Annotated in this window: 18 protein-coding genes and 1 pseudogene; 10 read left to right on the plus strand and 9 right to left on the minus strand. The window is 43.6% G+C overall.

Annotation, left to right across the window (positions count from 1 at the left end):
• Positions 1–111: pseudogene (locus FTT73_RS09065) on the plus strand (IS701 family transposase); the annotation flags it as partial.
• Positions 112–655: 544 nt separating this feature from the next.
• Here the strand turns inward: FTT73_RS09065 and FTT73_RS09070 are convergent.
• The 4 genes from FTT73_RS09070 to FTT73_RS09085 all read right to left on the minus strand — a co-directional run bounded on the left by FTT73_RS09070 (position 656) and on the right by FTT73_RS09085 (position 3,489).
• Positions 656–1,186, minus strand: coding sequence for a gamma carbonic anhydrase family protein (locus tag FTT73_RS09070; protein ID WP_005096476.1), 531 nt, complete (start codon positions 1,184–1,186; stop codon positions 656–658).
• A 111-nt stretch (positions 1,187–1,297) separates the two neighbouring features.
• A complete protein-coding gene (gene dacC, locus FTT73_RS09075) occupies positions 1,298–2,446 on the minus strand; it encodes a D-alanyl-D-alanine carboxypeptidase PBP5/6 (protein ID WP_005096478.1) in 1,149 nt (382 codons plus the stop codon).
• Positions 2,447–2,574: 128 nt separating this feature from the next.
• On the minus strand, positions 2,575–2,955 hold the full coding sequence (locus FTT73_RS09080; protein ID WP_005096480.1) for an MCR_0457 family protein: 381 nt from the start codon (positions 2,953–2,955) through the stop codon (positions 2,575–2,577).
• A gap of 162 nt (positions 2,956–3,117) precedes the next feature.
• A complete protein-coding gene (locus FTT73_RS09085) occupies positions 3,118–3,489 on the minus strand; it encodes an MCR_0457 family protein (protein ID WP_005096482.1) in 372 nt (123 codons plus the stop codon).
• Between the two features lie 111 nt (positions 3,490–3,600).
• Here FTT73_RS09085 and surE point away from each other — a divergent pair, with 111 nt between their 5' ends.
• The 3 genes from surE to FTT73_RS09100 all read left to right on the plus strand — a co-directional run bounded on the left by surE (position 3,601) and on the right by FTT73_RS09100 (position 6,336).
• Positions 3,601–4,389, plus strand: a complete 789-nt coding sequence (gene surE, locus FTT73_RS09090; protein WP_005096484.1) for a 5'/3'-nucleotidase SurE — start codon at positions 3,601–3,603, stop codon at positions 4,387–4,389.
• A 95-nt stretch (positions 4,390–4,484) separates the two neighbouring features.
• The gene (locus FTT73_RS09095) at positions 4,485–5,315 is read left to right on the plus strand and encodes a peptidoglycan DD-metalloendopeptidase family protein (RefSeq protein WP_005171673.1); all 831 of its coding nucleotides are present in this window, start codon (positions 4,485–4,487) and stop codon (positions 5,313–5,315) included.
• Positions 5,316–5,406: 91 nt separating this feature from the next.
• Complete coding sequence (locus tag FTT73_RS09100; RefSeq protein WP_005096486.1) at positions 5,407–6,336, plus strand: LysR family transcriptional regulator; 930 nt, start codon at positions 5,407–5,409, stop codon at positions 6,334–6,336.
• Positions 6,337–6,393: 57 nt separating this feature from the next.
• On the opposite strand, the gene FTT73_RS09105 is transcribed toward FTT73_RS09100, so the two are convergent.
• Positions 6,394–7,605, minus strand: coding sequence for an aspartate aminotransferase family protein (locus FTT73_RS09105; RefSeq protein WP_180191309.1), 1,212 nt, complete (start codon positions 7,603–7,605; stop codon positions 6,394–6,396).
• A gap of 160 nt (positions 7,606–7,765) precedes the next feature.
• On the opposite strand from FTT73_RS09105, the gene grxD reads away from it, so the two are divergent.
• The gene (grxD, locus tag FTT73_RS09110) at positions 7,766–8,107 is read left to right on the plus strand and encodes a Grx4 family monothiol glutaredoxin (protein WP_004279738.1); all 342 of its coding nucleotides are present in this window, start codon (positions 7,766–7,768) and stop codon (positions 8,105–8,107) included.
• Between the two features lie 89 nt (positions 8,108–8,196).
• Here grxD and FTT73_RS09115 read toward each other — a convergent pair whose 3' ends face one another.
• On the minus strand, positions 8,197–10,824 hold the full coding sequence (locus tag FTT73_RS09115; protein WP_180191310.1) for an ATP-binding protein: 2,628 nt from the start codon (positions 10,822–10,824) through the stop codon (positions 8,197–8,199).
• Positions 10,825–11,021: 197 nt separating this feature from the next.
• Here FTT73_RS09115 and FTT73_RS09120 point away from each other — a divergent pair, with 197 nt between their 5' ends.
• The 4 genes from FTT73_RS09120 to rpmE all read left to right on the plus strand — a co-directional run bounded on the left by FTT73_RS09120 (position 11,022) and on the right by rpmE (position 15,135).
• Positions 11,022–13,187, plus strand: coding sequence for an MFS transporter (locus FTT73_RS09120; RefSeq protein WP_180077303.1), 2,166 nt, complete (start codon positions 11,022–11,024; stop codon positions 13,185–13,187).
• Between the two features lies 1 nt (position 13,188).
• Entirely contained in the window at positions 13,189–13,590 is a 402-nt protein-coding gene (gene gloA / locus FTT73_RS09125; protein WP_004279741.1) for a lactoylglutathione lyase, read from the plus strand.
• Between the two features lie 144 nt (positions 13,591–13,734).
• Entirely contained in the window at positions 13,735–14,715 is a 981-nt protein-coding gene (locus FTT73_RS09130; RefSeq protein WP_180077305.1) for a bile acid:sodium symporter family protein, read from the plus strand.
• 195 nt (positions 14,716–14,910) lie between these two features.
• On the plus strand, positions 14,911–15,135 hold the full coding sequence (gene rpmE, locus FTT73_RS09135) for a 50S ribosomal protein L31 (protein ID WP_005096496.1): 225 nt from the start codon (positions 14,911–14,913) through the stop codon (positions 15,133–15,135).
• Between the two features lie 84 nt (positions 15,136–15,219).
• On the opposite strand, the gene FTT73_RS09140 is transcribed toward rpmE, so the two are convergent.
• From FTT73_RS09140 to epmB, 3 genes are read right to left on the minus strand one after another with little or no spacing between them, the layout of a single operon-like run.
• Positions 15,220–17,385, minus strand: coding sequence for an EAL domain-containing protein (locus FTT73_RS09140; protein WP_005171650.1), 2,166 nt, complete (start codon positions 17,383–17,385; stop codon positions 15,220–15,222).
• Complete coding sequence (locus tag FTT73_RS09145) at positions 17,367–19,112, minus strand: GTPase (RefSeq protein WP_180191311.1); 1,746 nt, start codon at positions 19,110–19,112, stop codon at positions 17,367–17,369. The genes FTT73_RS09140 and FTT73_RS09145 overlap by 19 nt, the downstream gene beginning before the upstream one ends.
• A 9-nt stretch (positions 19,113–19,121) precedes the next feature.
• Positions 19,122–20,144: an EF-P beta-lysylation protein EpmB gene (gene epmB, locus FTT73_RS09150; RefSeq protein WP_180072109.1), complete on the minus strand. Its 1,023-nt coding sequence runs from the start codon at positions 20,142–20,144 to the stop codon at positions 19,122–19,124.
• Between the two features lie 381 nt (positions 20,145–20,525).
• On the opposite strand from epmB, the gene efp reads away from it, so the two are divergent.
• A complete protein-coding gene (efp, locus tag FTT73_RS09155; protein ID WP_005171644.1) occupies positions 20,526–21,095 on the plus strand; it encodes an elongation factor P in 570 nt (189 codons plus the stop codon).
• The last annotated feature ends 157 nt before the right edge of the window (positions 21,096–21,252 follow it).

Raw genomic sequence — 21,252 nt, forward strand, 5'->3', positions numbered from 1 at the left:
GAAAATGTATATCGTTGGCAGAAGAAATTATTTAGACCAGTTATCAAAAACTTCATTGATGACTTTATTCTCGATAAAAATCATCTGCTACCACAGAGAATCTATAAATAATAGTGCGTAAGTCCTAGAATATTTTTTAAGCGTTATGAATGTAAACTTAATAATATATTATTGAGTATAATATAAAAACAAAAACAACGACTAGGACACATTTTTTTTAAATTATACTTATTTTTCGGAGATTTTAATAAAAAATATTAATTAATTAATATTTATTGTATAATTTATGTGATTTTAACGTAATTCATTCTCTTCTAATTTGATTTATGAGTTTGTAGCTACTTAATAAGCGGCTTTGAATTTATCTATTTGAGACTTTTATATGCTTTTAAATTTCTATCGCTTTTTAATCTGTTTATTTGCACTTATAAGTGCGGGACTTATAGGTCTGGGGATTAATTTTAATGATAAATTTTTTTTCGGAGTATCTTGTTTATTTTTTATTGCTGGAGGTCTTACTTTCCTTGAATACAGGAATAGGAATGTTGACCCATTTAGAAAGCTTTGAAATAGCCGAATTGATCAATTTTATTTAAGTCGATGTTGTGAATTAGACACATCGACTTAAACCGAAACTTAGCTTTTAACTCTTATTTTACTTGTAATTCCCCGAAACCTTCACATAATTCTGCGCTGAATAAGGCAAAAATGCTTTTTCTTTATCTGTCAGCGGACGCACTTTTTTCACAGGGCTGCCCACATACAAATAACCACTTTCCAAAACCTTATTCGGTGGAACAAGCGAACCTGCACCAATCATTACATCATCTTCAACAATCACATCATCCAGAATAATCGTACCAATACCGACCAAAACACGATTGCCAATGGTACAACCATGTAGTTTGACATGATGGCCAATGGTGACATCTTCACCAATAATTAAAGGCGAACCTTCAGGCTTATCGGCTTTCTTATGGCTGACATGCAACATCGAGTGATCTTGTACATTTGAGTTTTTACCAATCCGAATATGATTCACATCACCCCGAATTACGGCAAAAGGCCATACCGAAACATTTTCAGCCAAAACCACATCGCCGACCACAATTCCCATCGGATCGACATAACAGGAAGCATCAATCTGTGGGGTCATATCTAAATAAGAACGAATATTTTGGCTCATAACGATCTGTCCGATAAATGATGAAGGATCATGTGCATAGTATAAAATAAAAAGCACCCATCTGAATGAGTGCTTTGGTCTTAGTCCAAGACTGAAATGGTCTATTTAGACTTAGAACAAGTTGCTAAAGAACTGTTTGATATGGTCGAGCATACGCGCGAAGAAACCCGCTTCTTCCACTGCATTCAAAGCCACAAGAGGTTTTTCTGAAATGACTTTACCATCCAGAGTCGCAACATATTTACCGACAACTTGCCCCGGTTGTAATGGTGCAGTCAGTTTCGGTTGAACCACCAGCTGGGTTTTAATCGCATTGGCCTGACCTTTAGGCATGGTCACATTAAAGTTTTCAGCAAGTCCGATTTGAACTTCATCTTCCTTACCAAACCAGACTTTGGCTTTAGCAAGTACCTGTTTAGCTGGTTGAACATTTTTGGTTTCGAAGTTCGCATAACCCCAAGCCAGCAATTCACGTGTCTGCGTTGCACGTTCCTGCATGGTAGGTGCACCAAAAATAACTGAAATCAAGCGAGTAGGACCACGTTTAGACGACGTGGTCAAGCAATACCCTGCTTCATTGGTATGACCTGTTTTTAAGCCATCTACACTTGGGTCGGTATACAGCAGGGCATTACGGTTACCTTGCTTGATGCCATTAAAGGTAAATTCTTTTTCAGCATAAATCGGATAATACTTGGAACTGTCTTTAATGATGTGCTGTGCCAGCGTTGCCATATCTTTGGCAGTCGAATAATGACCTTCAGCAGGCATACCGGTTGAATTGATAAAGCTGGTATTGGTCATGCCAATACGTTTGGCTTCCTGATTCATCATATGTGCAAAGGTACCCTCGTTCCCTGCAATATGTTCAGCCATGGCCTTAGATGCATCATTACCCGATTGAATAATAATTCCGCGCAGCATTTCAAGTGCAGTGGCCGTACCGTTTAAAGGCACATACATACATGATTCCGCGCTACTACCGCGACACCATGCTGACTCATTCATGCGAACCTGTTCATCTTCAGTGAGTTCACCGCTCAATAGTTTTTGTTCGATGATGTAGCTGGTCATCATCTTGGTCATTGAAGCAGGGGCTAATTTTTCATTTTCATTTTTTGAAGCGAGAAGTTGCCCTGTCTCATAGTCCATTAGCACGTAGGATTTATTATTCAATTCTGGTGGTGCAGATAGGACAGTTGCTGCAAAGCTAAAACTAGGAACTAATAATAATGCAGCAAGGGCAGTTTTTTGGGTCATTTCTAGTGGGTTCCTATATCTTGATGTAAGCACGAAGAGCCTAGCATTTTAGGATAAAGCTAGGCGGACTTCTATGGGAAACCCGGTCTTATTTCAAAAGTATTGTAAGTAATCGGCAGAAAAGCAGGTTAATTGTTATAGGTGGTTAATTCATTACAAATCACCTGATTTTTTTTCTTGCCAGCTTTCTTGGCATCAGATTGTGCTTCAGCCAGAATACTGCGGAAATCGTTCTGTTGAACCATCTGGTTTAAGCTTGCAACCGGATTGCGCTGACCTGGCATATATTCAGTCACCAGCTTGGTATAGCCCTGATTGAACTGTGACTTGTCTTTAACCATGCTCGGGCAGATTTCTGAAAGAACATAAATCGCAGCCAGTTCCTGCTTGGTCACTTGCTGGGTTGGTGTGACATTGATATTTTCATTGGCTGCAAATGCAGAGGTGCCTAAAAGAGTCGCGGCAGAAGCTGCACAAAGTGTCATGGCTTGAAGTAATGGATATTTCATTAAAAAACTCAAAAAATAGATTTAGAACAATAATTTGCCTAGCTTAAACTTATTTTTGAAATTGAAAAGTGGGAAAATGTAGCGAAGCTGTAGAATTATGAAGAAATCTGTAAGAGAAAATAAGACGATGTTTACACCGTCTTATTTGAAGATTTATCTAGCTTAGCCCTGGTAATCCAGAATCTCTTCGCATACGGTTTTTTGTTCGTCAGTACTGGTTTGTTTGGCACCCTGACGCGCTTCTTCCAGTAAAGATTTATATTCGCTATCTGCCTGTAGTTTTTGATAGCTCATGCCTTTATCTGAGTAGTCTGCAAGATAAGACTGGATGAGAGTCTGAATAATGCTGTCTAATTTTGCATTTTGGCCAATCATAGCCGGGCAAACCTCAGCCATGACTTGTGCCGATGCGATGTCTTCTTTCACAATGGTATTGTTTTCGTCAACAGTCAGCTCGCTCGCCATAACTGAAGGAGAGACAGATACTGCCAGGCTTAAAGCGAAAGCACTAAATAAAGAGAATTTTTTAATCATCTTGAGCCACATATTTTAAAGATGGATGTCGAGCAGTAAATATATATAATTCCAGCACTAATACAATTAAATGTCCTAACCAGTCATTTTTTAGCGCGACGAGATTTTTCAGTGAATATTTTAGTTTCAAATGATGATGGTGTGTTTGCACCGGGTATTCAGGCATTGGCACAGGCTCTAAAACCTTTAGGGAGAATTGTTATTGTAGCGCCAGAAAGTGAGCGCAGTGGTTACTCCAGTGCTTTGACTCTGGACCGACCTTTACGCCCGATTCAGATTTCTCCCGATGTCTGGGCTGTCAATGGTACTCCGGCAGATTGTGTTTATCTGGCTATGAACGGCCTGTTTGACTTTGAATTTGATCTGGTGGTCAGCGGTATTAATAGTGGTGCCAATCTGGGGGATGATGTCTTGTATTCCGGTACAGTCGGGGCAGCCTTTGAAGGTCGCTTAAGTAAACATCCTGCTATTGCGGTGTCATTGAGTGGGCCGAATGTACGCAGCTATCAACACCCTCAGGATTATCAGCTGGCTGCCAACTGGGTGCATGATTTTATTGCACGCGGTTTGCCGGTTCTTCCTGAGCGTCATATTTTCAATATCAATATTCCGGATATGGCTGAATTACAGGGTGAAAAAGTGACTTATCAAGGCCGCCGCCGTCAGTCGAAGCCCATCACCAGTCATGTTGACCCACGTGGTCGTCAGGTGTACTGGATTGGACTGTCTGGAGAAGCAGTAGCAGAACCCAAGCAAGGGTTGAGCGAGATTGACTCGGACTTCTTTGCTGTGGCCAATGGCTATGTCAGCATTACTCCGATTCAGATGGATGCCACCAACTATGAGGTTTTGCGGAATCTTCAAACACAATTGGCAGAAAATGCGTTCTCAGTGTTATAACTTTGTGAAAAACTCGCGATTGCAAGTATATTGCAGTAAAACTTTGCTAATCTTAACGGGATTTTGCAACCGTATAGATCTTAGAGAGGAAGATAATGTTCTTGGTGTTACCGAAATGTGTTGTTGCTTCGCCTGCAGCCCTGATTAAAACCCTAGTTTTATCAACCGTTGTTATTTCTACAGGAGTAATCACCGGTTGTGCCACCAAACCTCAAGTAAATAATGCGACGCGTTATGCGACAGCTCCTGATTTCTATACGGTACGTTCAGGAGATACATTGAGTGGGATCGCAGCACGTTATGGACTGAACTATATCAGTGTTGCCGAGATGAATGATATTGCTGCACCTTACCGGATTTATGTGGGACAGTCGATCCGCCTGAAAAATAATACCGTACGTCGCAGTACCAGCACGCAGGCAGTGACTCAGGCAGCCCCTATCCAGCGTCAAACGATTGCAGTACCAACACCGGCACCAGTTACACCAGCGACCACCGTGCAGACTACACCGCGTGTGAGCACGCCGGCGCCAATGACACCCGTCTCTACTGCCGCGGGTTTAGGTTGGGTAAAACCGTCTAATGGCCCAGTTTTGCAGCAGTATAATCTGGCATCTAATATCAAAGGCACACGCTATAACGGCAATGTCGGTGATCCGGTGTTTGCAGCAGCAGACGGGCAGGTTGTTTATGCTGCAGATGGCCTGAAAGAATATGGCAATCTGGTGTTGGTGAAGCATATTAATGGCTATATTACGGCTTATGCCCATAACAGCAAACTGGATGTAAAAAGCGGACAGAATGTAAAAGCGGGGCAAAAAATTGCAGAAATGGGTTCAACTGGTACAACGCGAACCATGCTTGAATTTCAGGTGCGCTTAGACGGCAAACCGATTAATCCAACTACAGTTTTACCAAACAATTAAATAAATAATGCAAAACGTGAATTTCGCCGTATAATACAATAAGTTGCTTTTATCAAATGATGAGGCATCTCATAAGTTTAGAGGGAAATTTATGTTAGATCAACTTCGAGCAATGGGTGTTTTTGCTTGTGTTGTAGAAAAAAACTCGTTTAGCGGTGCTGCCCGTGAATTAGGGATTACGACCAGCGCCGTGAGTCAACAAATTCGCTCATTAGAACATGATATGGAAGTGGTACTTTTAAATCGTTCAACGAGAAAGTTAAGTTTGACGGAAGCGGGACAAGCTTTTTTCTACAGTTGCCAGGAAATGCTATCTGCTGCAGAGCGCGGTAAAGTCCGAATCAATGAATTACGCGATGATCTTGTGGGTGAACTGCGCATTGTCGCTTTGCCAGAATTGTGCGCGAATCATGTGATTCCTGCACTTTCTCACTGGATGTCCGCACATCGTGGCCTGGCAGTACATCTGGAAACCAATAATCATGAGGTTGATTTGTTCGATGGGCGTATCGATATCGCCTTAAGATTTGAACAGAAAAATGATGAGCACAATCTTCAGGTGGTGCCATTGATGCAGATTGAGCAAATTCTGGTGGCGACACCGAGTTATATTAATCAGAGCACCATTATTTCACGTCCTGATGATCTTAAAAATCATGATGTGCTGCCTTTGACCCATATCAAAAATCATCAGTATTTCCAGTTTCAAAATGTCAATACTGCAGAAAAAGCCGATTTTGAATTGAAATCCCGTTTCAGTACCAATAATGGTCTGGTGGCAAAATCGATGTGCTTGCAGGGCAATGGGATTGCCAAGATTTTATATCTCGATGCGAAAAAAGACTTACTGAATGGCACTTTGGTTGAAGTTTTGCCTGAATGGCGACTTCCACCGATTACACTATATGCAGTCATGCCGAAACGTGAGCAACAACCGACAAAAATTCTTCGTTGCCTAGATACATTGAAACAATATTTTGACCAGATTTCTGGTGGGCGTATTTTACAAGCCGCATCATAAGATACAGAATATAAAAAAGCCGCTTTCAAGCGGCTTTTTTGTTTTTAAGCGCAGGGTTTAGGCCAAAAAAGCGTTGATCATTTTCACTAAACGCTCAATCAGCTGATCAGCCTGTTCCTGAGTAATGTTCAGGGTAGGCAACAGGCGAACTACATTACCGGCAGTCACATTGATGATGGTTTTGTATTCATCACGTGCAATTGCGACCAGCTCAGTACATTCTTTCGGTAATTCAATTCCGATCATCAGACCGAAACCACGCACGCTCACATTTTGATCGGCCAGTTTGTTGCGTAGCTGATCCACGATATAAGCGCCTTTTTCCGCAGCATTGGCGACGATATTTTCTTTTTGCATAATATCGAGAATGGTGTAGACCACACGTGAACCCAAAGCTGTACCACTATAAGTCGAACCATGATTACCGGCAGTTAATACACCTACACCACGACCTTGAGTCATGACGGCACCAATCGGGAAACCATTACCCAAGCCTTTGGCTGTGGTCAGTACATCAGGAATAATGCTGGTGTGCTGATAAGCAAAATATTTGCCCGTACGGCCATTCCCGGTTTGCACTTCATCTAGCATCATCAACCAGTTGTGCTGGTTACAGATTTGACGAATCTCTTCGAGATAGCTGAAACCTTGAGGTGCGGTATTTACACCACCTTCACCCTGAATGGGCTCAACTAAAATGGCTACGATATCCGGATGATGAAGCGCTGCCTCTTCAATCGCTTCGAGATCACCAAAAGGTACACGAATAAAACCTTCGACCAGCGGACCAAAGCCTTCCTGAACTTTTTTATTGCCTGTTGCAGAGAGGGTGGCCATGGTACGGCCATGGAAAGAACGATCCGCCACAATAATTTTTGGTGAAGCAATGCCTTGCATATGACCGAATTTACGTGCAATTTTGATTGCACCTTCATTGGATTCTGCACCACTGTTCGAGAAGAATACCTCTTCCATGCCTGCAACTTCAGCCAGTTTTTGTGCGGCAGCCGTTTGCCAAGGCACTTCAAATAGATTGCTGGTATGAATCAGGGTCGCTGCCTGTTCAGCAATCGCTTCGGCAATGACTGGATGTGCATGGCCCAAACCACATACGGCAATGCCGGTTAATGCATCTAAATACTCTGTACCATCTTCGGTATAAAGATATGCACCTCGTCCTCGGACAAAGCTGATCGGTTGACGGCCAAAAACAGGCATCAAATGAGACGGTTGATCAGTTTGTACCGGTGCGAGGGTAATATTATTCATGACTAACTCTTAACTGTTAGGTGGAAAGAAAAACTTATATAAGCAAAAACCCGCTCAGATTTAAAGGGTAATTGTAAATAAAATTGGAATTATTGCTTTAGACATACTGTTTTGTCTGGATTTGGGTATAATGCCAGACAGATGAGTTGAGGATTTATCAATGACTGAACAAGCACGCGATACCGAAGCGTTAATTCGTGACCAAATTGCTAAACATGCAGTACTTCTTTATATGAAAGGCACACCGCAATTTCCACAATGTGGTTTTTCTGCACGTGCAGTAGAAGCACTCAGTCAGATTGGTCGTCCGTTTGCTTATGTAAACATTCTGGAAAATCAGGACATTCGTGCGATGTTACCACAAATCGCCAACTGGCCGACATTTCCACAGCTTTGGATCAATGGTGAATTGATCGGTGGGAGCGATATCATGCTCGACATGTTCCAAAAAGGTGAATTAAAGCCTTTGGTTGAACAGTACAGCCCGGCAGCTGATGCTTAATTAAGGTTTAAATTAGGCCAGATGTTAAAAAAGCGCTTCATTGAGAAGCGCTTTTTTATTGCTATTTTAAAGATAGAGCAACGACCGGATTAATCTTCTGTTGCTGCATTTGCCTTTTGAGCTATTGCATGACCTGCTTCAAGTTCAGTGTGTGGCTCAACAATTTGCTTCTTGTCTTTTTTCTTCTTCTTTTTTTTCTTTTTCTTCGGTAATTCGACCAGCTCACCACCATCTTCAATCGCTTGCCAGTAATCCAGCTGTGCCATCACCGCGGCATAGATTGAATTTTTGCTATAGCGACCTTTTTTATCCAAGGTGCCGACCGGACGCGCCATCAGGATTTCCAGCGCCTGATCAATGGTATCAATCGCGTGAATATGGAACTGACCTTCTTCGACAGCAATGGTGACATCTTTACGCAGCATCAGATGCTGCATATTCTGACGTGGAATAATCACGCCTTGTTTGCCGGTCAGACCTTGCAGCTTGCAGGCATCAAAGAAACCTTCAATTTTGGCATTGACACCGCCCACTGGCTGTACTTGTCCCAACTGGTTCATAGAGCCGGTAATGGCCCAGGATTGATCAATCGGTAACTGGCTAATCGCAGAGAGCAGGGCAGACAGTTCCGCGACTGTGGCACTGTCTCCATCGACCTGACCATAGCTTTGTTCAAAGGCCAGCGCAGCAGAGAAGTGCAGGGTCTGTTCACGACCAAAATGTGCTTTCAGGAAAGACGACATCAATAACACGCCTTTGGCATGCAAGGAGCCACCGAGTTCCACACTGCGCTCAATGTCGAGAATGTCACCACCCCCTTGATACACCGAAGCAGTCAGGCGTGAAGGAAGGCCAAATTCGACATCGGCATAATGAATTACCGACAAAGCATTAATCTGTCCCAGACGATGGCCACGGGTTTCGATTAGCTGTGTACCACGGGTCAGATCCTGCCAGTATAACTCACGCAAATAGCCTAAGCGATATTTACGATGATCGAGTGCAGTATTGATATGTTTTTCCGAGACCATCTTGTCACCGGCCTGAAAGGCATGATGATGCGCTTCACGAATCAGGTCACCCAAGGTCAGGGCATGTAATGATAGTGAGCTTTGGTCTTCGGCCTGACGGCTGGAATCTGTGAGCAGTGCAGCCAAAGCAGAACGGTCAAAAGGCAATAATTTATCCGATTGCACATAGTCGGCAATCAGCTGCATATAGGCCTGCTCGTTGTCGTCATTACGTTGTAATGTATCGGTAAAATCAGCACGGATTTTAAAGATGCTGCCCAGCTCCGGTTCAAGCTCTAGAATTTCATAATAAATTTCAGGCTCGGCCAGCAAGATCACTTTAATGTTCAATGGAATCGATGCCGGTTCAATTGAAATACTGCCGGTCAGCGTGATCATATGCTCAAGCGAAGACAGTTTTAAATGCCCGGATTTAAGCGCACGCTTCAAACCTTGCCATGCATAAGGCTGTTCCAGCAATTGTTCCGCTTCCAGCATCAGAAAGCCGCCATTGGCTTTATGCAACGTTCCCGGACGAATCAGGGTGAAGTCCGTGGTGATCGTGCCATTTTGGGTTAGCTGTTCCACATGACCGAGTAAATTGTAATGTGTTGGAAAATCTTCAAAGATGACTGGCGCACCGCTATTCGGCTTGTGGGTAATAATCACGTTGGCCTGATAACGTGCCGGTACGCGGCTGAATAGTGCCGGGGTGAAATCATCCTCTTCCTGTTCCAGCACGATTTCGACATTATTGATAATATCTTCGGCATAATATTTTAGATAATGTTCCAAGCCTTGCACATGTTTGAACTTGGAGAGAATCTGTTCTACACGTGGCACCACCACCTGTTTGGCAATATCACGATTCAGAATCTGAACACGGTCGCGTGCATCATCTTCCAGATCACCCAGATGCAAACCCAGACGCTCCAGTTTTTTGTCCATATAGCGCATATTGGTTGCCAATTCGGCCCGATCCTGACTGCTCAGCGCATTCAGATCTTCCTGAGTCATTTCCTGTAATTTGTCATCAATCAGATGTACGGGAACAAAGCAGTGTTCATCGTGTCGCGAGATCAGTTTCAGATCGAGTTCTGCACCTTCTTTGGTGAGTTCGATCAGCGCCTGTTGCTGTTCATCGCCAGTTTCCTGGCGAATCATTTCAATGCGGTTGTGATAGGTTTCCGCGGTAAAACGGCGTTCAAGCTGTTTCAGAATGGTTTGCCAGCTTTGGTTTAACATGGCCTGAAATTTTGGACCCTGACCGGCAGGCAGCTCCAAAGCTATTGGTTGGCGCTGGTTTTGAAAGTTGTTGACATAAACCCAATCATTGGGTGTTTCCATGGTTTTGGCATGCTGTTGCAGCAGGCGCTTCACCATGGTGCGCTTGCCCAGGCCAGCCGTACCCACGGCAAAAATATTATAGCCTGAATAAGGTAAGGCAATCCCGGCCTCTACCGAAGCCCGTGCGCGGTCTTGCCCCAAGAAATTATTCAGGGGCTTGATCCGTTTGGTCGACGCCGGAATTTTTTCTAGGTTTGGAATGTGTGTCAGTTGGGTGGATTTTAAGCGGGTATGCTCAAGGGTGTTGTGAATTTCGCTTTGTTCAAATGCCGAGATAAGTAAATCTGAGCGGATATTTTCTGGTGTTGTCGTATTGTTGCTGGCGATAGAAGAATTAATTTGATCGAGTCTCTGGGTCACTGTTGAAATCCAAAACGAAATATTACGTTGATAAGCGTTAAGGTATACAGATTTGCTTGGAAAATTCAAGCGAACATGTGGCTTTTGCCAGAAAATAAAAAACCGGAAATGTGATAAATATATAAATCTTGTTGAAAGATGCGCTATTACAGGATTGAATAGCAGCAATTGGTTTTTCCGCGGAAAATAATAAAGCAATGACAACACAAACGACGGGTTGGAAATCCGCATTTACAGCATTTTTAGATCGACGTGCCTTGATCATGCTGTTCTTGGGATTTTCGGCCGGTGTCCCGATTCTTCTGATTTTTTCCAGTCTGTCTTTATGGTTAGGTGAGGCCGGAATCAGCAAAAGTGCAGTCACTTTTTTTAGTTGGGCAGCATTGGGCTACTCGTTTAAATTCGTCTGGGCGCCGCTCATTGATGAACTGCCAGTGCCTTTTCTGACCAAGGCTCTGGGACGCCGTCGAGCCTGGTTGCTGATTGCACAGATTCTGATTGTCTGCGCCATTTCCATTATGGCTTTTTCTGATCCGGCTTTGGGCGTAACTCATTTACAGCAAATGGCGCTGGGTGCAGTCCTGCTTGGCTTTTCTGCTGCAACGCAGGATATTGTGATTGATGCCTACCGGATTGAACTGGCGGAAACCCAGATGCAGACCGTCTTGGCCGCGACCTATAATGCCGGTTACCGGATCGGAATGATCGTGGCGGGTGCTGGCGCCTTGTTTCTGGCCGCTTATTTGGGCACAGCCAAAGGCAACTATATCTACGATGCCTGGAAATGGACCTATCTGGCCATGGCCGCGGTAATGCTGGTCGGGATTGTCACCACGCTTTGCATTCGGGAACCGCAGGTTGACCGTGTGCCTAAACATTATCTGCGCAGTGATTATTTCCGTTTAGTCGCAGTGTTTTTTGTCGCAGTGATCAGCTTTGTACTGAGCTATATCTATTCAGGCAATCTGGTCGCCAGTATTACCGAACAGTTCACCATTCAAGATACTTTTGCCTTGTTCTGCTTTGAAGCCTTACGCTTTATTGGTTCTGGTGCGATTGCCTTTGCCATTGGTGCAAGCTTGGTTAAAATGGGTGCAGTCAACAAGCAGATGGCCTATGAAACCTGGGTTAATCCGGTTGCAGACTTCTTTAGGCGCTATGGCTTAAAACTGGCATTGGTGCTGTTGTTATTGATCGGTTTTTATCGGGTTTCCGATATCATCGCCGGGGTCATTTCCAACGTCTTCTATCAAGACCTGAATTTCAGTAAAGAGCAGATTGCCGAAGCGGTCAAAGTCTATGGGGTGATTTTCTCTTTAATTGGTGGTTTTCTCGGTGGTTTACTGGCCCAGAAAATGAACATCATGAAACTGATGTTTGTCGGTGCCGTGCTGGCCTGTTCCACCAACCTGATTTTTATTGGACTGGTCAAATCTGGTGAAAAACTGGCAGCTGTCGAAGTTAGGGTCGCTAATCAGGTTTATCAGGCCGATACCGATGAAGTCGGTTACTGGAAGCTGAATGTACCCAGTGATGTTTTAGCGCAGAGTAAGCAACTGCAAGTGACAGCCAGCTATCTAAATTCAGATCATGCTACTCAGCCTGTACAGGTCAGCATGCCGTATTTGACTGCACAACAGGGCAGCACCCAGTTACAGATCCTGCCGATCACCAGTGACAATACCCTCAATGTCGCTGAACAGGACAAGACCATTGTGGTACGTGGTCAATATGTCGGTGCAGCGCTGCAACCGAATCAAAAGATTGTTTTACAAATCAATGATCAGAATCTTGAGGCAAAATTAGAAAGTGAAGGCGTATTTACTGCCGCGATTCCTGCGCAGCAACTGATTCAGTCACCCGCACATATTGTCAGTGCAGTCCTGATGCAAGATAGCCAGGCGCTTCAGCAAACCACACATGTTTATCAGGTCAATGATCAGCTCATCCCTGGCCAGAATCTGGATGTCGATATTCAGCCTTTGGCGGTGATAGATGGCAGTAGTTCCGACATGATCGAAGTCAGTGGTAAGGTCATCAAACCTTATAGCGACAAGTGGCTTTATTTTGCCATTATTGTCGATAATCTGGCTGCCGGACTTGCGGGTGCTGCATTTATTGCATTCTTGTCGAGCCTGACCAGTGTGTCATTTACCGCAGTTCAATATGCGATTTTTAGCTCACTCATGACCCTGACCCCTAAGATTTTAGGCGGATATTCGGGTACTATAGTGACCAATATCGGTTATCCGAATTTCTTCCTGATGACCACTTTAATTGGAATTCCCATTCTGATTCTGGTGGTTTGGGTGGCAAAATTGCTCGGTGAACACCAACAACAATCTGTACAGAAGGATGATTAATATGCGCATGCTGCATACCATGTTACGTGTAGGCAATTTAGAACAATCTCTCAAGTTCTATACTGAAGTACTGGGCATGACTTTGCTTCGTAAGCGTGATTACGAAGAGGGCCGTTTTACCCTGGCTTTTGTCGGTTATGGCGATGAAGAGAATCACACCGTACTTGAACTGACGCATAACTGGGATACAGACAGCTATGAACTGGGTAATGCCTATGGTCATATCGCAATTGCAGTCGATGATGCTTACAAGGCGTGTGAAGAGATTAAAGCGCGTGGCGGTAATGTGGTGCGTGAAGCTGGCCCAATGAAAGGTGGCGTGACTGTAATTGCATTTGTTGAAGATCCAGATGGCTACAAGATCGAGCTGATCCAGCAAGACAACAATGCACGTAATAACTAAGTGTGACGTAGCGAGATATATGAAATGCATTCATGTATAGATGAAAATATTACATCAATCTGAGTGCATAGCATGGGCCCGGCATCTGTTAAGATAGCCGGGCATTTTTATATCAAACAATAAAATCTGAGGGATTATAGGGATATGCTTAAGTTCTTGGCATTGGATCGGTTTACGATACTGTTGTTTGTGATGGTTTTGCTGGCCAGTGTGCTGCCAGTTTCGGGGCAGGCGGCTGAAGTCTTTGGCTGGATCACGACAGGTGCGATTGCCATTCTATTTTTCCTGCACGGTGCCAAGCTGTCCCGCGAAGCGGTGATGGAGGGGATCATGCACTGGAAATTACATACTTTGGTCTTTGCACTGACTTTTGCCTTGTTTCCTATTCTAGGTTTGCTAGCCAAGCCGATTTTATTGCCAATGCTCGGGCAGGAGCTGTACTGGGGCTTCCTGTTTATGTGCTTCCTGCCATCTACCGTTCAGTCTTCGATTGCTTTTACTTCCGTCGCACATGGGAATGTGGCCGGTGCTGTCTGTAGTGCATCTTTTTCCAATATTATCGGCATGTTTATCACCCCGGTATTGGTCGCATTTTTCATTTTAGGTCAATCTGAGCACGGGTTTGACCCAACCGCTTCGATTATCCAGATTACGCTGTTGTTATTGGTACCTTTTATCTTGGGGCAAATTTTACGTCCCTGGATTTATCCAAAAATGATGAAAATGCCAAAAATCGTCAAGGTCTTCGATCAAGGCTCAATTTTACTGGTGGTCTATGGTGCTTTTAGTAGCGCCGTAGTAGCGGGACTTTGGAATGAAGTCAGTCTCAGTACATTATTGCTGTTATTGCTAGCCTGTTCGGTGCTTTTGACCCTGGTGATGCTGTTGTCGCTGTATATCCCCCGCTGGCTGGGTTTTAGTCGCGCTGACCAGAAGACGGTATTTTTCTGCGGTTCTAAAAAAACCCTGGCCAGTGGCGTGCCGATGGCACAAATTCTATTTATTGGCCAGCCACTGGGCATGATTGTTTTGCCGATCATGATTTTTCATCAGATTCAATTGATGGTTTGCGGGATTATTGCCAATGTGTGGGCCAAAGAGGCTGAGTCAGAAGCAGAAGAATAATTCGCATATTGAATTTTTTTCACGTATAATAATGCCCACTTGTTGTGCTTAGCTCTGACGGTATCCGTCTCGGTGGGCCAAAAGAATGGTCTGTTGTGGTGTTGATCTGCATGAACTTTGTTCCTGCTTCCTCATTTGAGAGTGATCAATAGCGATGACAGCTAAACCTTCTTGAATCTAATGGAGTAATCGACCATGCGCGCCGATATTCACCCAAAATATGAAACTTTAGTTGCGACTTGTTCATGTGGTAACGTAATCGAAACTCGTTCAGCTGCTGGTAAAGAAACACTTTACCTAGACGTATGTTCAGCTTGCCACCCATTCTACACTGGTAAGCAAAAGAACGTTGACACTGGCGGTCGTATCGACAAGTTCAAACAACGTTTTGCTGGTATGTCACGTTCTGTTAAACGTTAATACCCAAAATGAAAAAACGGGCCTCAAGCCCGTTTTTTTGTGCCTGCCATTTGGAAAATAACCGCATGGCAGGCATATAACTATTTAATGCTCTTGTACATCAATCAGGTGATCGAGTTTTTTCTGGAAATAATCCCCTTGAATAAAGCGGGCATCAACATTCCAGGCATTGGCGAACAGGGTCATATCATTTAATTCGCGGACCAGAATATTCAGCGGTTTGATATCATTATAGCTGGTGATTTTTTCCTGCAGCTGCTCGACTCCAGTCTCGTTATTCAGCATCTGGGTCAAGCTGGAATGCAAGCTGACACCATCTATTTCCAGCTCACGCAGCAAATTCGGACCATACATCGATTGACCAAAATCACGCAGCGCAATCAGCGCGCCATGTTCATGCAGAACACGTAGATATTTCTGCGCATCCTGTTGATTCAGCAGAATATCTTCTTCAGAGAATTGCAGGATCAGCGGATGTCGGACTTTGCTGCGAATAATCGTAATCAGCTTGGAAATAAATTCCGGGAAGCTACGGTCTTTAAAGAGTACCGCACGGTTCAAATTCACGATTAAGGTCGCATCCGGATACTGGGTAATAAAGTTGTGCAACTGTTTACTGGCTTCAACCAGAATCCAGCGATCCAGTTTAATCGACAGCTCATCATCTTCATGCAGTTCAAGGAGTGTAGAAATATCCTGCCATTTATTCTCATAAATGAAGCCGCTGGTCACTTCATAAGTATAAAGGCGGGTATCTTCTTTATCATACAACTGCTGATATTTTAAATGGATTTCACCACGATCCAGACATTCACTCAAAGCTTTCAGGATATGAGGTGTCGCCGCAGGAATAGAGCTGACTGCTGGACTGATCGCCGCAACTGTTGGGCTTTCGATTGGTGTTTCAGCCACACTAAAATCGATCTGCGGCATTTCTAGAGATGGCTGGTTGCTCAGTGAAGCAGGAATATCTAGTACAAATTCAGGTGCTACTTCTGCTTGAGGTAAAGACGTAGAGAAGGCTCGTGCAATCAGTTCATTGCAGTGCGCTTCATCATTTAAACCCTGTTCCAGAACCACATAACCCATGCGTAAATTGAGCGGGAACGAATTTTGTCCCACTGTCACTAATTGCGGCTTGCTGAGCGCATTTAATCCGATCAGTTTGGATTCAAGAATTGCTTTGGAATCTGCCTGGAACAGACCGACAAGGACGTCATATTCCAGCTTAAATAATGGAACATGGGTTTGTTCTTTGAGGAATTCTTTAACAGCTTTGAAATATCCACTAAACGTCGTCCACTCAGACTGTAGAACTTCTGGTTCATAGGAACTTAAAGAGAAAGTTACCATGGCATTTACAGGTGCGGACTGTTTGGTTATTTCACGTTTAAGGAGCTGGAAAGTACTCGGTTTTCCGGCCGGCTTCTCGGTATTGCCTGCTTGAGCCTGAGTATCAATAGTAATTTGTAGTGCATCTTCTTCAGCGCTGGATGGCAAGAATTCCAGTTTTAATGGCTTAGATGCGGCGACACGCGGATTAAGAGAGTGGATTTCAACCCGGCCTAAATCGACCTGGCCTTGAGAAATCTTTTTGAAACGTGTTTTAAAGTCGTTTAGATCAGAAGGTTGTAATAGATCTAGCAGCGGCAGGCCAATAATCTCGTCTTCACTTTGTAAGCCAAACAGTTTCAGATAGTCTGCATTGGCCTGAATATGAATCCCTTCTTGAATGGTTGCGATGGCACGGTTACTATCTTCGACTAAGGATTGTGTCTGACTTTGTGCTGCTTCCAGTTCATTGAGCAAATGTTGCTGAGTCTGCGATACACGGCTAAATGACAATGCCCGAACCAGTCCCACATAAAAGCGTTCCAGGTAGTCAAAATTGAGAATGTCATAAATTCCTTTATGAATATACTGGGCATAGTGTTCAGCCTGATAGTCATCCGGTTTAAGCAAAATCATCGGCAGATGAGGCTGCTGGGAAAGACGCACCAGACTTAAGGCCTGTTCATATTTCAGATCATAAGCACGGCCAAAGATAATCAGATCCCAGTTAAAATTTAACTGTTTTTCAAAAGATTGCAAATCATCAAGCAGGACAGCATCAACCTGATAGTCATTGCTGGTCAGAAGATCACGGATTTGGTTATATCTAATTTGATTATCATCAATAATCAGTAAACGTGTTTCGGTACGTTTTAACTTTTTAGACAATAATGGATTTCTCACTTCAATGCTTCCCATAAATCATGATTTCTGCTTTCATTCATGTGCTGACCGATAAAGTTTTCTATCATTTCTTCTTCTTGATCATTCAATAATTCATAATCAAAACGGATAAAACTCTGCGTAATCAGTTGTGCTTTGGTCAGATAGATTTTTAATTCTTTCTGACCGAGGCGTAAATGAATGGTTTGTTTTTCCCTAAACATCTGTGAACCAGAGACAATCACACTGGTCGTGACCTGATCCAGTTGCGTCATTTTTACCAGCAGTGCAGGCTGATAATTGACATGATGGCGTTCGGTACGGCTATAAGCCGCGCAAGGGAATAATTCCTGAGCCAGAACTTCCAGGCCAATTTCCAGACTCTTGTCGGTCGATTGCTTGATCCAGCGAATCACACCACCACGCCACTGACGCTGTGATTTTTCCTGAACCAGAATAAATTCACCGGTTTTCAGATTGGCAGGGGTAATACCAGTCCATTTAATCCGGTAACCATTGACACTAATATCCAGAACTTCAGCACTATGAATCTGTTTGGTTTCGCGATCGAGGGCCTTGATGCTGCTAAAACCACTTGGAATGGCATTTTCCATTGAGCTGACAAAACTGCTTTCACTCTGGAAATTATAATTGGCCTCAAGTTCCAGGGTCTCGTTAAAGTTTTTACCTTTGGATAGATAAAAATGTGCCACCATCAAGCCAAAGCAGATATTGATCTGGGCTGAATATTCATAACGTTCGTGACGGCGTTCGATATTATTCGAGAGCAGATTATAGATATGAAAATGTAGTGCAGGGGTCAGGAACAGTTTTTCATTACGCGACAGATACTGGGCATTTTTGCTTTGAGTATGGGTCAAATGTTCCATCAGATTCTGGGTGGAAATATAGAAGCTTGGCTGAAAATGTTCACCCTGATGCGAATTAAAGATCGGGGGGTGATCTTTGCTGGCGTCGACTACATAGCGCGAAAGTGTGGTTTCTTTCGGCAGAATCTGCACCAGTTTGGCCCAGTCAAAACTGCATAGGTACAGCCCCTGAATTTCTGCAGGGCGAATCTGATGGGTATTAAAAATATCCAGTAAAATCAGTTGAGCATAAGCATGTACAATATTCTGGATCTCGTGCTGGGTGCCTAAAACCTGATTGATATTGCTTTGGTAGAAATTATTTTCGATTGCACATTCAAGCAGTTGATGTGCAGCCAACCATTGTCCCATACCCGGTGTGCTATATAACATATGTTGTTGATATAACAGCAGGCTGAGCTGTTGCAAAGCATAATAAATCGACACCATACGCGCGGTTTGAATGCTTTTCTTTTTACCCAGAGAAAACAGGGAAAATTTTTGATGGGTTAGTTGATGATTACAGCGTTTGACGATATCAATATAAATTTTGGCAAAATGGCTACGCAGCAGCATGGCCAGTTCAATGATTTGATCGTTACGATCCGAAGTAATCAGCCCCTGATTGACAAAATGCTTTTCCAGACTGGTCAGAACATTTTCAAGGGTCGGATGCAAGACCTGAATCAGGTCAAAGCGCAGGGTTTCTGTGCATTTCAGCTCAGAAATTTCTAATAAGGCATTAAACAGGGATTTGGATGAATTTCCCAGTTGCAAAATTGAAATACCGGAAACCCACTCTTGCAAAGCTTTGGCAGTCGTCGGGCAAAAGCTCAGCTGATCCCGTGTGAGTTCCGTCGGTGTCTGAAAAATGTCGGACGTATGCTTGCTCATCTTTATTATTTAACTCAAAAATGTTGAAACCCCAAAAAGCGGTGTCTTATTGTTCTCGCCCGCTATTTCTCGAACCAGTTTAGGAACCAAATACCCCGGAAGGTTCGCTAAAACTTCAGTATAAATCTCATAAATGTCATCAGGTGGTAAATCAAAATGATGTGCACCTTTTACTTTATCAAGTACATGTAAATAATACGGCATCACCCCGGCATCAAACAAGCGATAGCTTAAATCTGTCAAAACCTGAGCAGAATCATTCACACCTTTTAATAAAACTGTCTGATTCAGCACAGTAATCTGTTGTTGAACCAACTGGTTCAAACGCTTGCAGGTGAAGTCATCCAGCTCCGATGCATGGTTGGAGTGTACCACCAGAATAATACGTAGCCTACTGTTTTTTAACATGCTAAGTAGCTCTTCGTCCACCCGGTTAGGGATCACAATGGGAACTCGTGAATGTATTCTTAAAAATTTGAGCTGTGGTAGAGATTCTAGCCGCTCGATCCAGAGTTGCAATTTCCGGTTGGATAAGGTCAGTGGATCACCACCGCTCAGAATCACTTCATTAATATCAGGCTGGCTTTCCAGATATTGCTTGATATTGATCCAGTCTTCATTTTTAGGCAGGTTGTCCTGATAAGGAAAATGCCGGCGGAAACAGTAACGACAATGCACGGCACAGGCACCGGTCAGCGTCAGCAAGAAACGTGATTTATATTTATGTAATACGCCGGGCTGCTGATTGGCCTGCTCTTCGCCCAAGGGATCGGTAACAAATCCCGGATGATCTTCCAGCTCCAGATGATGCGGCAGGACTTGTAACAGTAGCGGGTCTAAAGGATTGCCTGGCTGCATTTTGCCGACAAAAGCACGTGGCACGCGTAATTTGAACTGTTCACTAGCCAAAATGGCACCTGAGAGCAGCTGCGCCGGTGCGAGTTGCAGCAGTTCAAGCAGTTCGTGCGGATCGGTAATCAGGTCGCTAAGCTGTGATTGCCAGTTTTGTTCTTGATATAAATAATTCGTCATGCTGGAAGATTAACAGTAGAAGTGGGAGGGCAAGGCCAGAGGGTTGCAGTTTAACAGTTTGTCGAGAACCAGAATAATCTGCTGTGCGATAAAATTTGTCGTCATGACTATATGTCAAAAATGATGACAGCCGGATGGCATTTTAGCGTCCAGCAAGACATGAATAAACAAAGGATTTTCATGCCTGATGCTAACTTAGGCAGTGTGAAGGGCTGAAAGCGGAATTTTTCATTGCGGCGAGCGCCATTGCTCATTTAGAATACGTAACATTAAATGAATGTGCATGTGGCAACTTAATGTTCGTGTCAGACTTGCTAAATGACATTGCAACAGCCCTTAGCATCGATAGATTAAAGTTAGTAAGTTTGGAGAGCGCCAGTCATGGCCTATTATTCTACGAATGATTTCAAGTCAGGCCTTAAGGTTATGCTTGATGGTAACCCATGTTCAATCATGGAAAACGAATACGTAAAACCAGGTAAAGGCCAAGCCTTCAACCGCGTAAAATTACGTAACCTTAAATCAGGTAAAGTTCTGGAAAAAACATTCAAATCAGGCGAGAACCTAGAAGCGGCTGATATCGTTGAAGTAGAAATGGAATACTTGTACAACGATGGCGAAATGTGGAACTTTATGGATCCTGTATCGTTTGAACAGATCGCAGCTGATAAAACAGCGATGAGCGATGCTGCAAAATGGTTAAAAGACGATTCAAATGAAAAATGTACCATTATGCTGTTCAATGGCGTGCCGTTAAACGTGACTCCACCGAACTTCGTGGTACTTAAAATCGTTGAAACTGATCCAGGCGTTCGTGGTGATACTTCTGGCGGTGGCGGTAAGCCGGCGAAACTTGAAACAGGTGCTGTGGTACGTGTTCCATTATTTGTACAGCAAGAAGAAAGCGTTCGTGTAGATACCCGTACTGGTGATTATTTAGAACGTGCATAATGGTTTTAAAATAGACTATTATCGAGAGGGATGATCTAGATCATCCCTTTTTTTATGCCAAAGTCTTAGAGGAAAGTGAAAAGAACAGGCGTAAAGTCGCAAGGGAAAACAGCAGTACTTCGAACAACAACAACCGCGCTGATTTGTATGCATCACA

Origin of the sequence: Acinetobacter sp. YH01006, assembly GCF_013420445.1 — a bacterium.
GTDB lineage: Bacteria > Pseudomonadota > Gammaproteobacteria > Pseudomonadales > Moraxellaceae > Acinetobacter > Acinetobacter pseudolwoffii.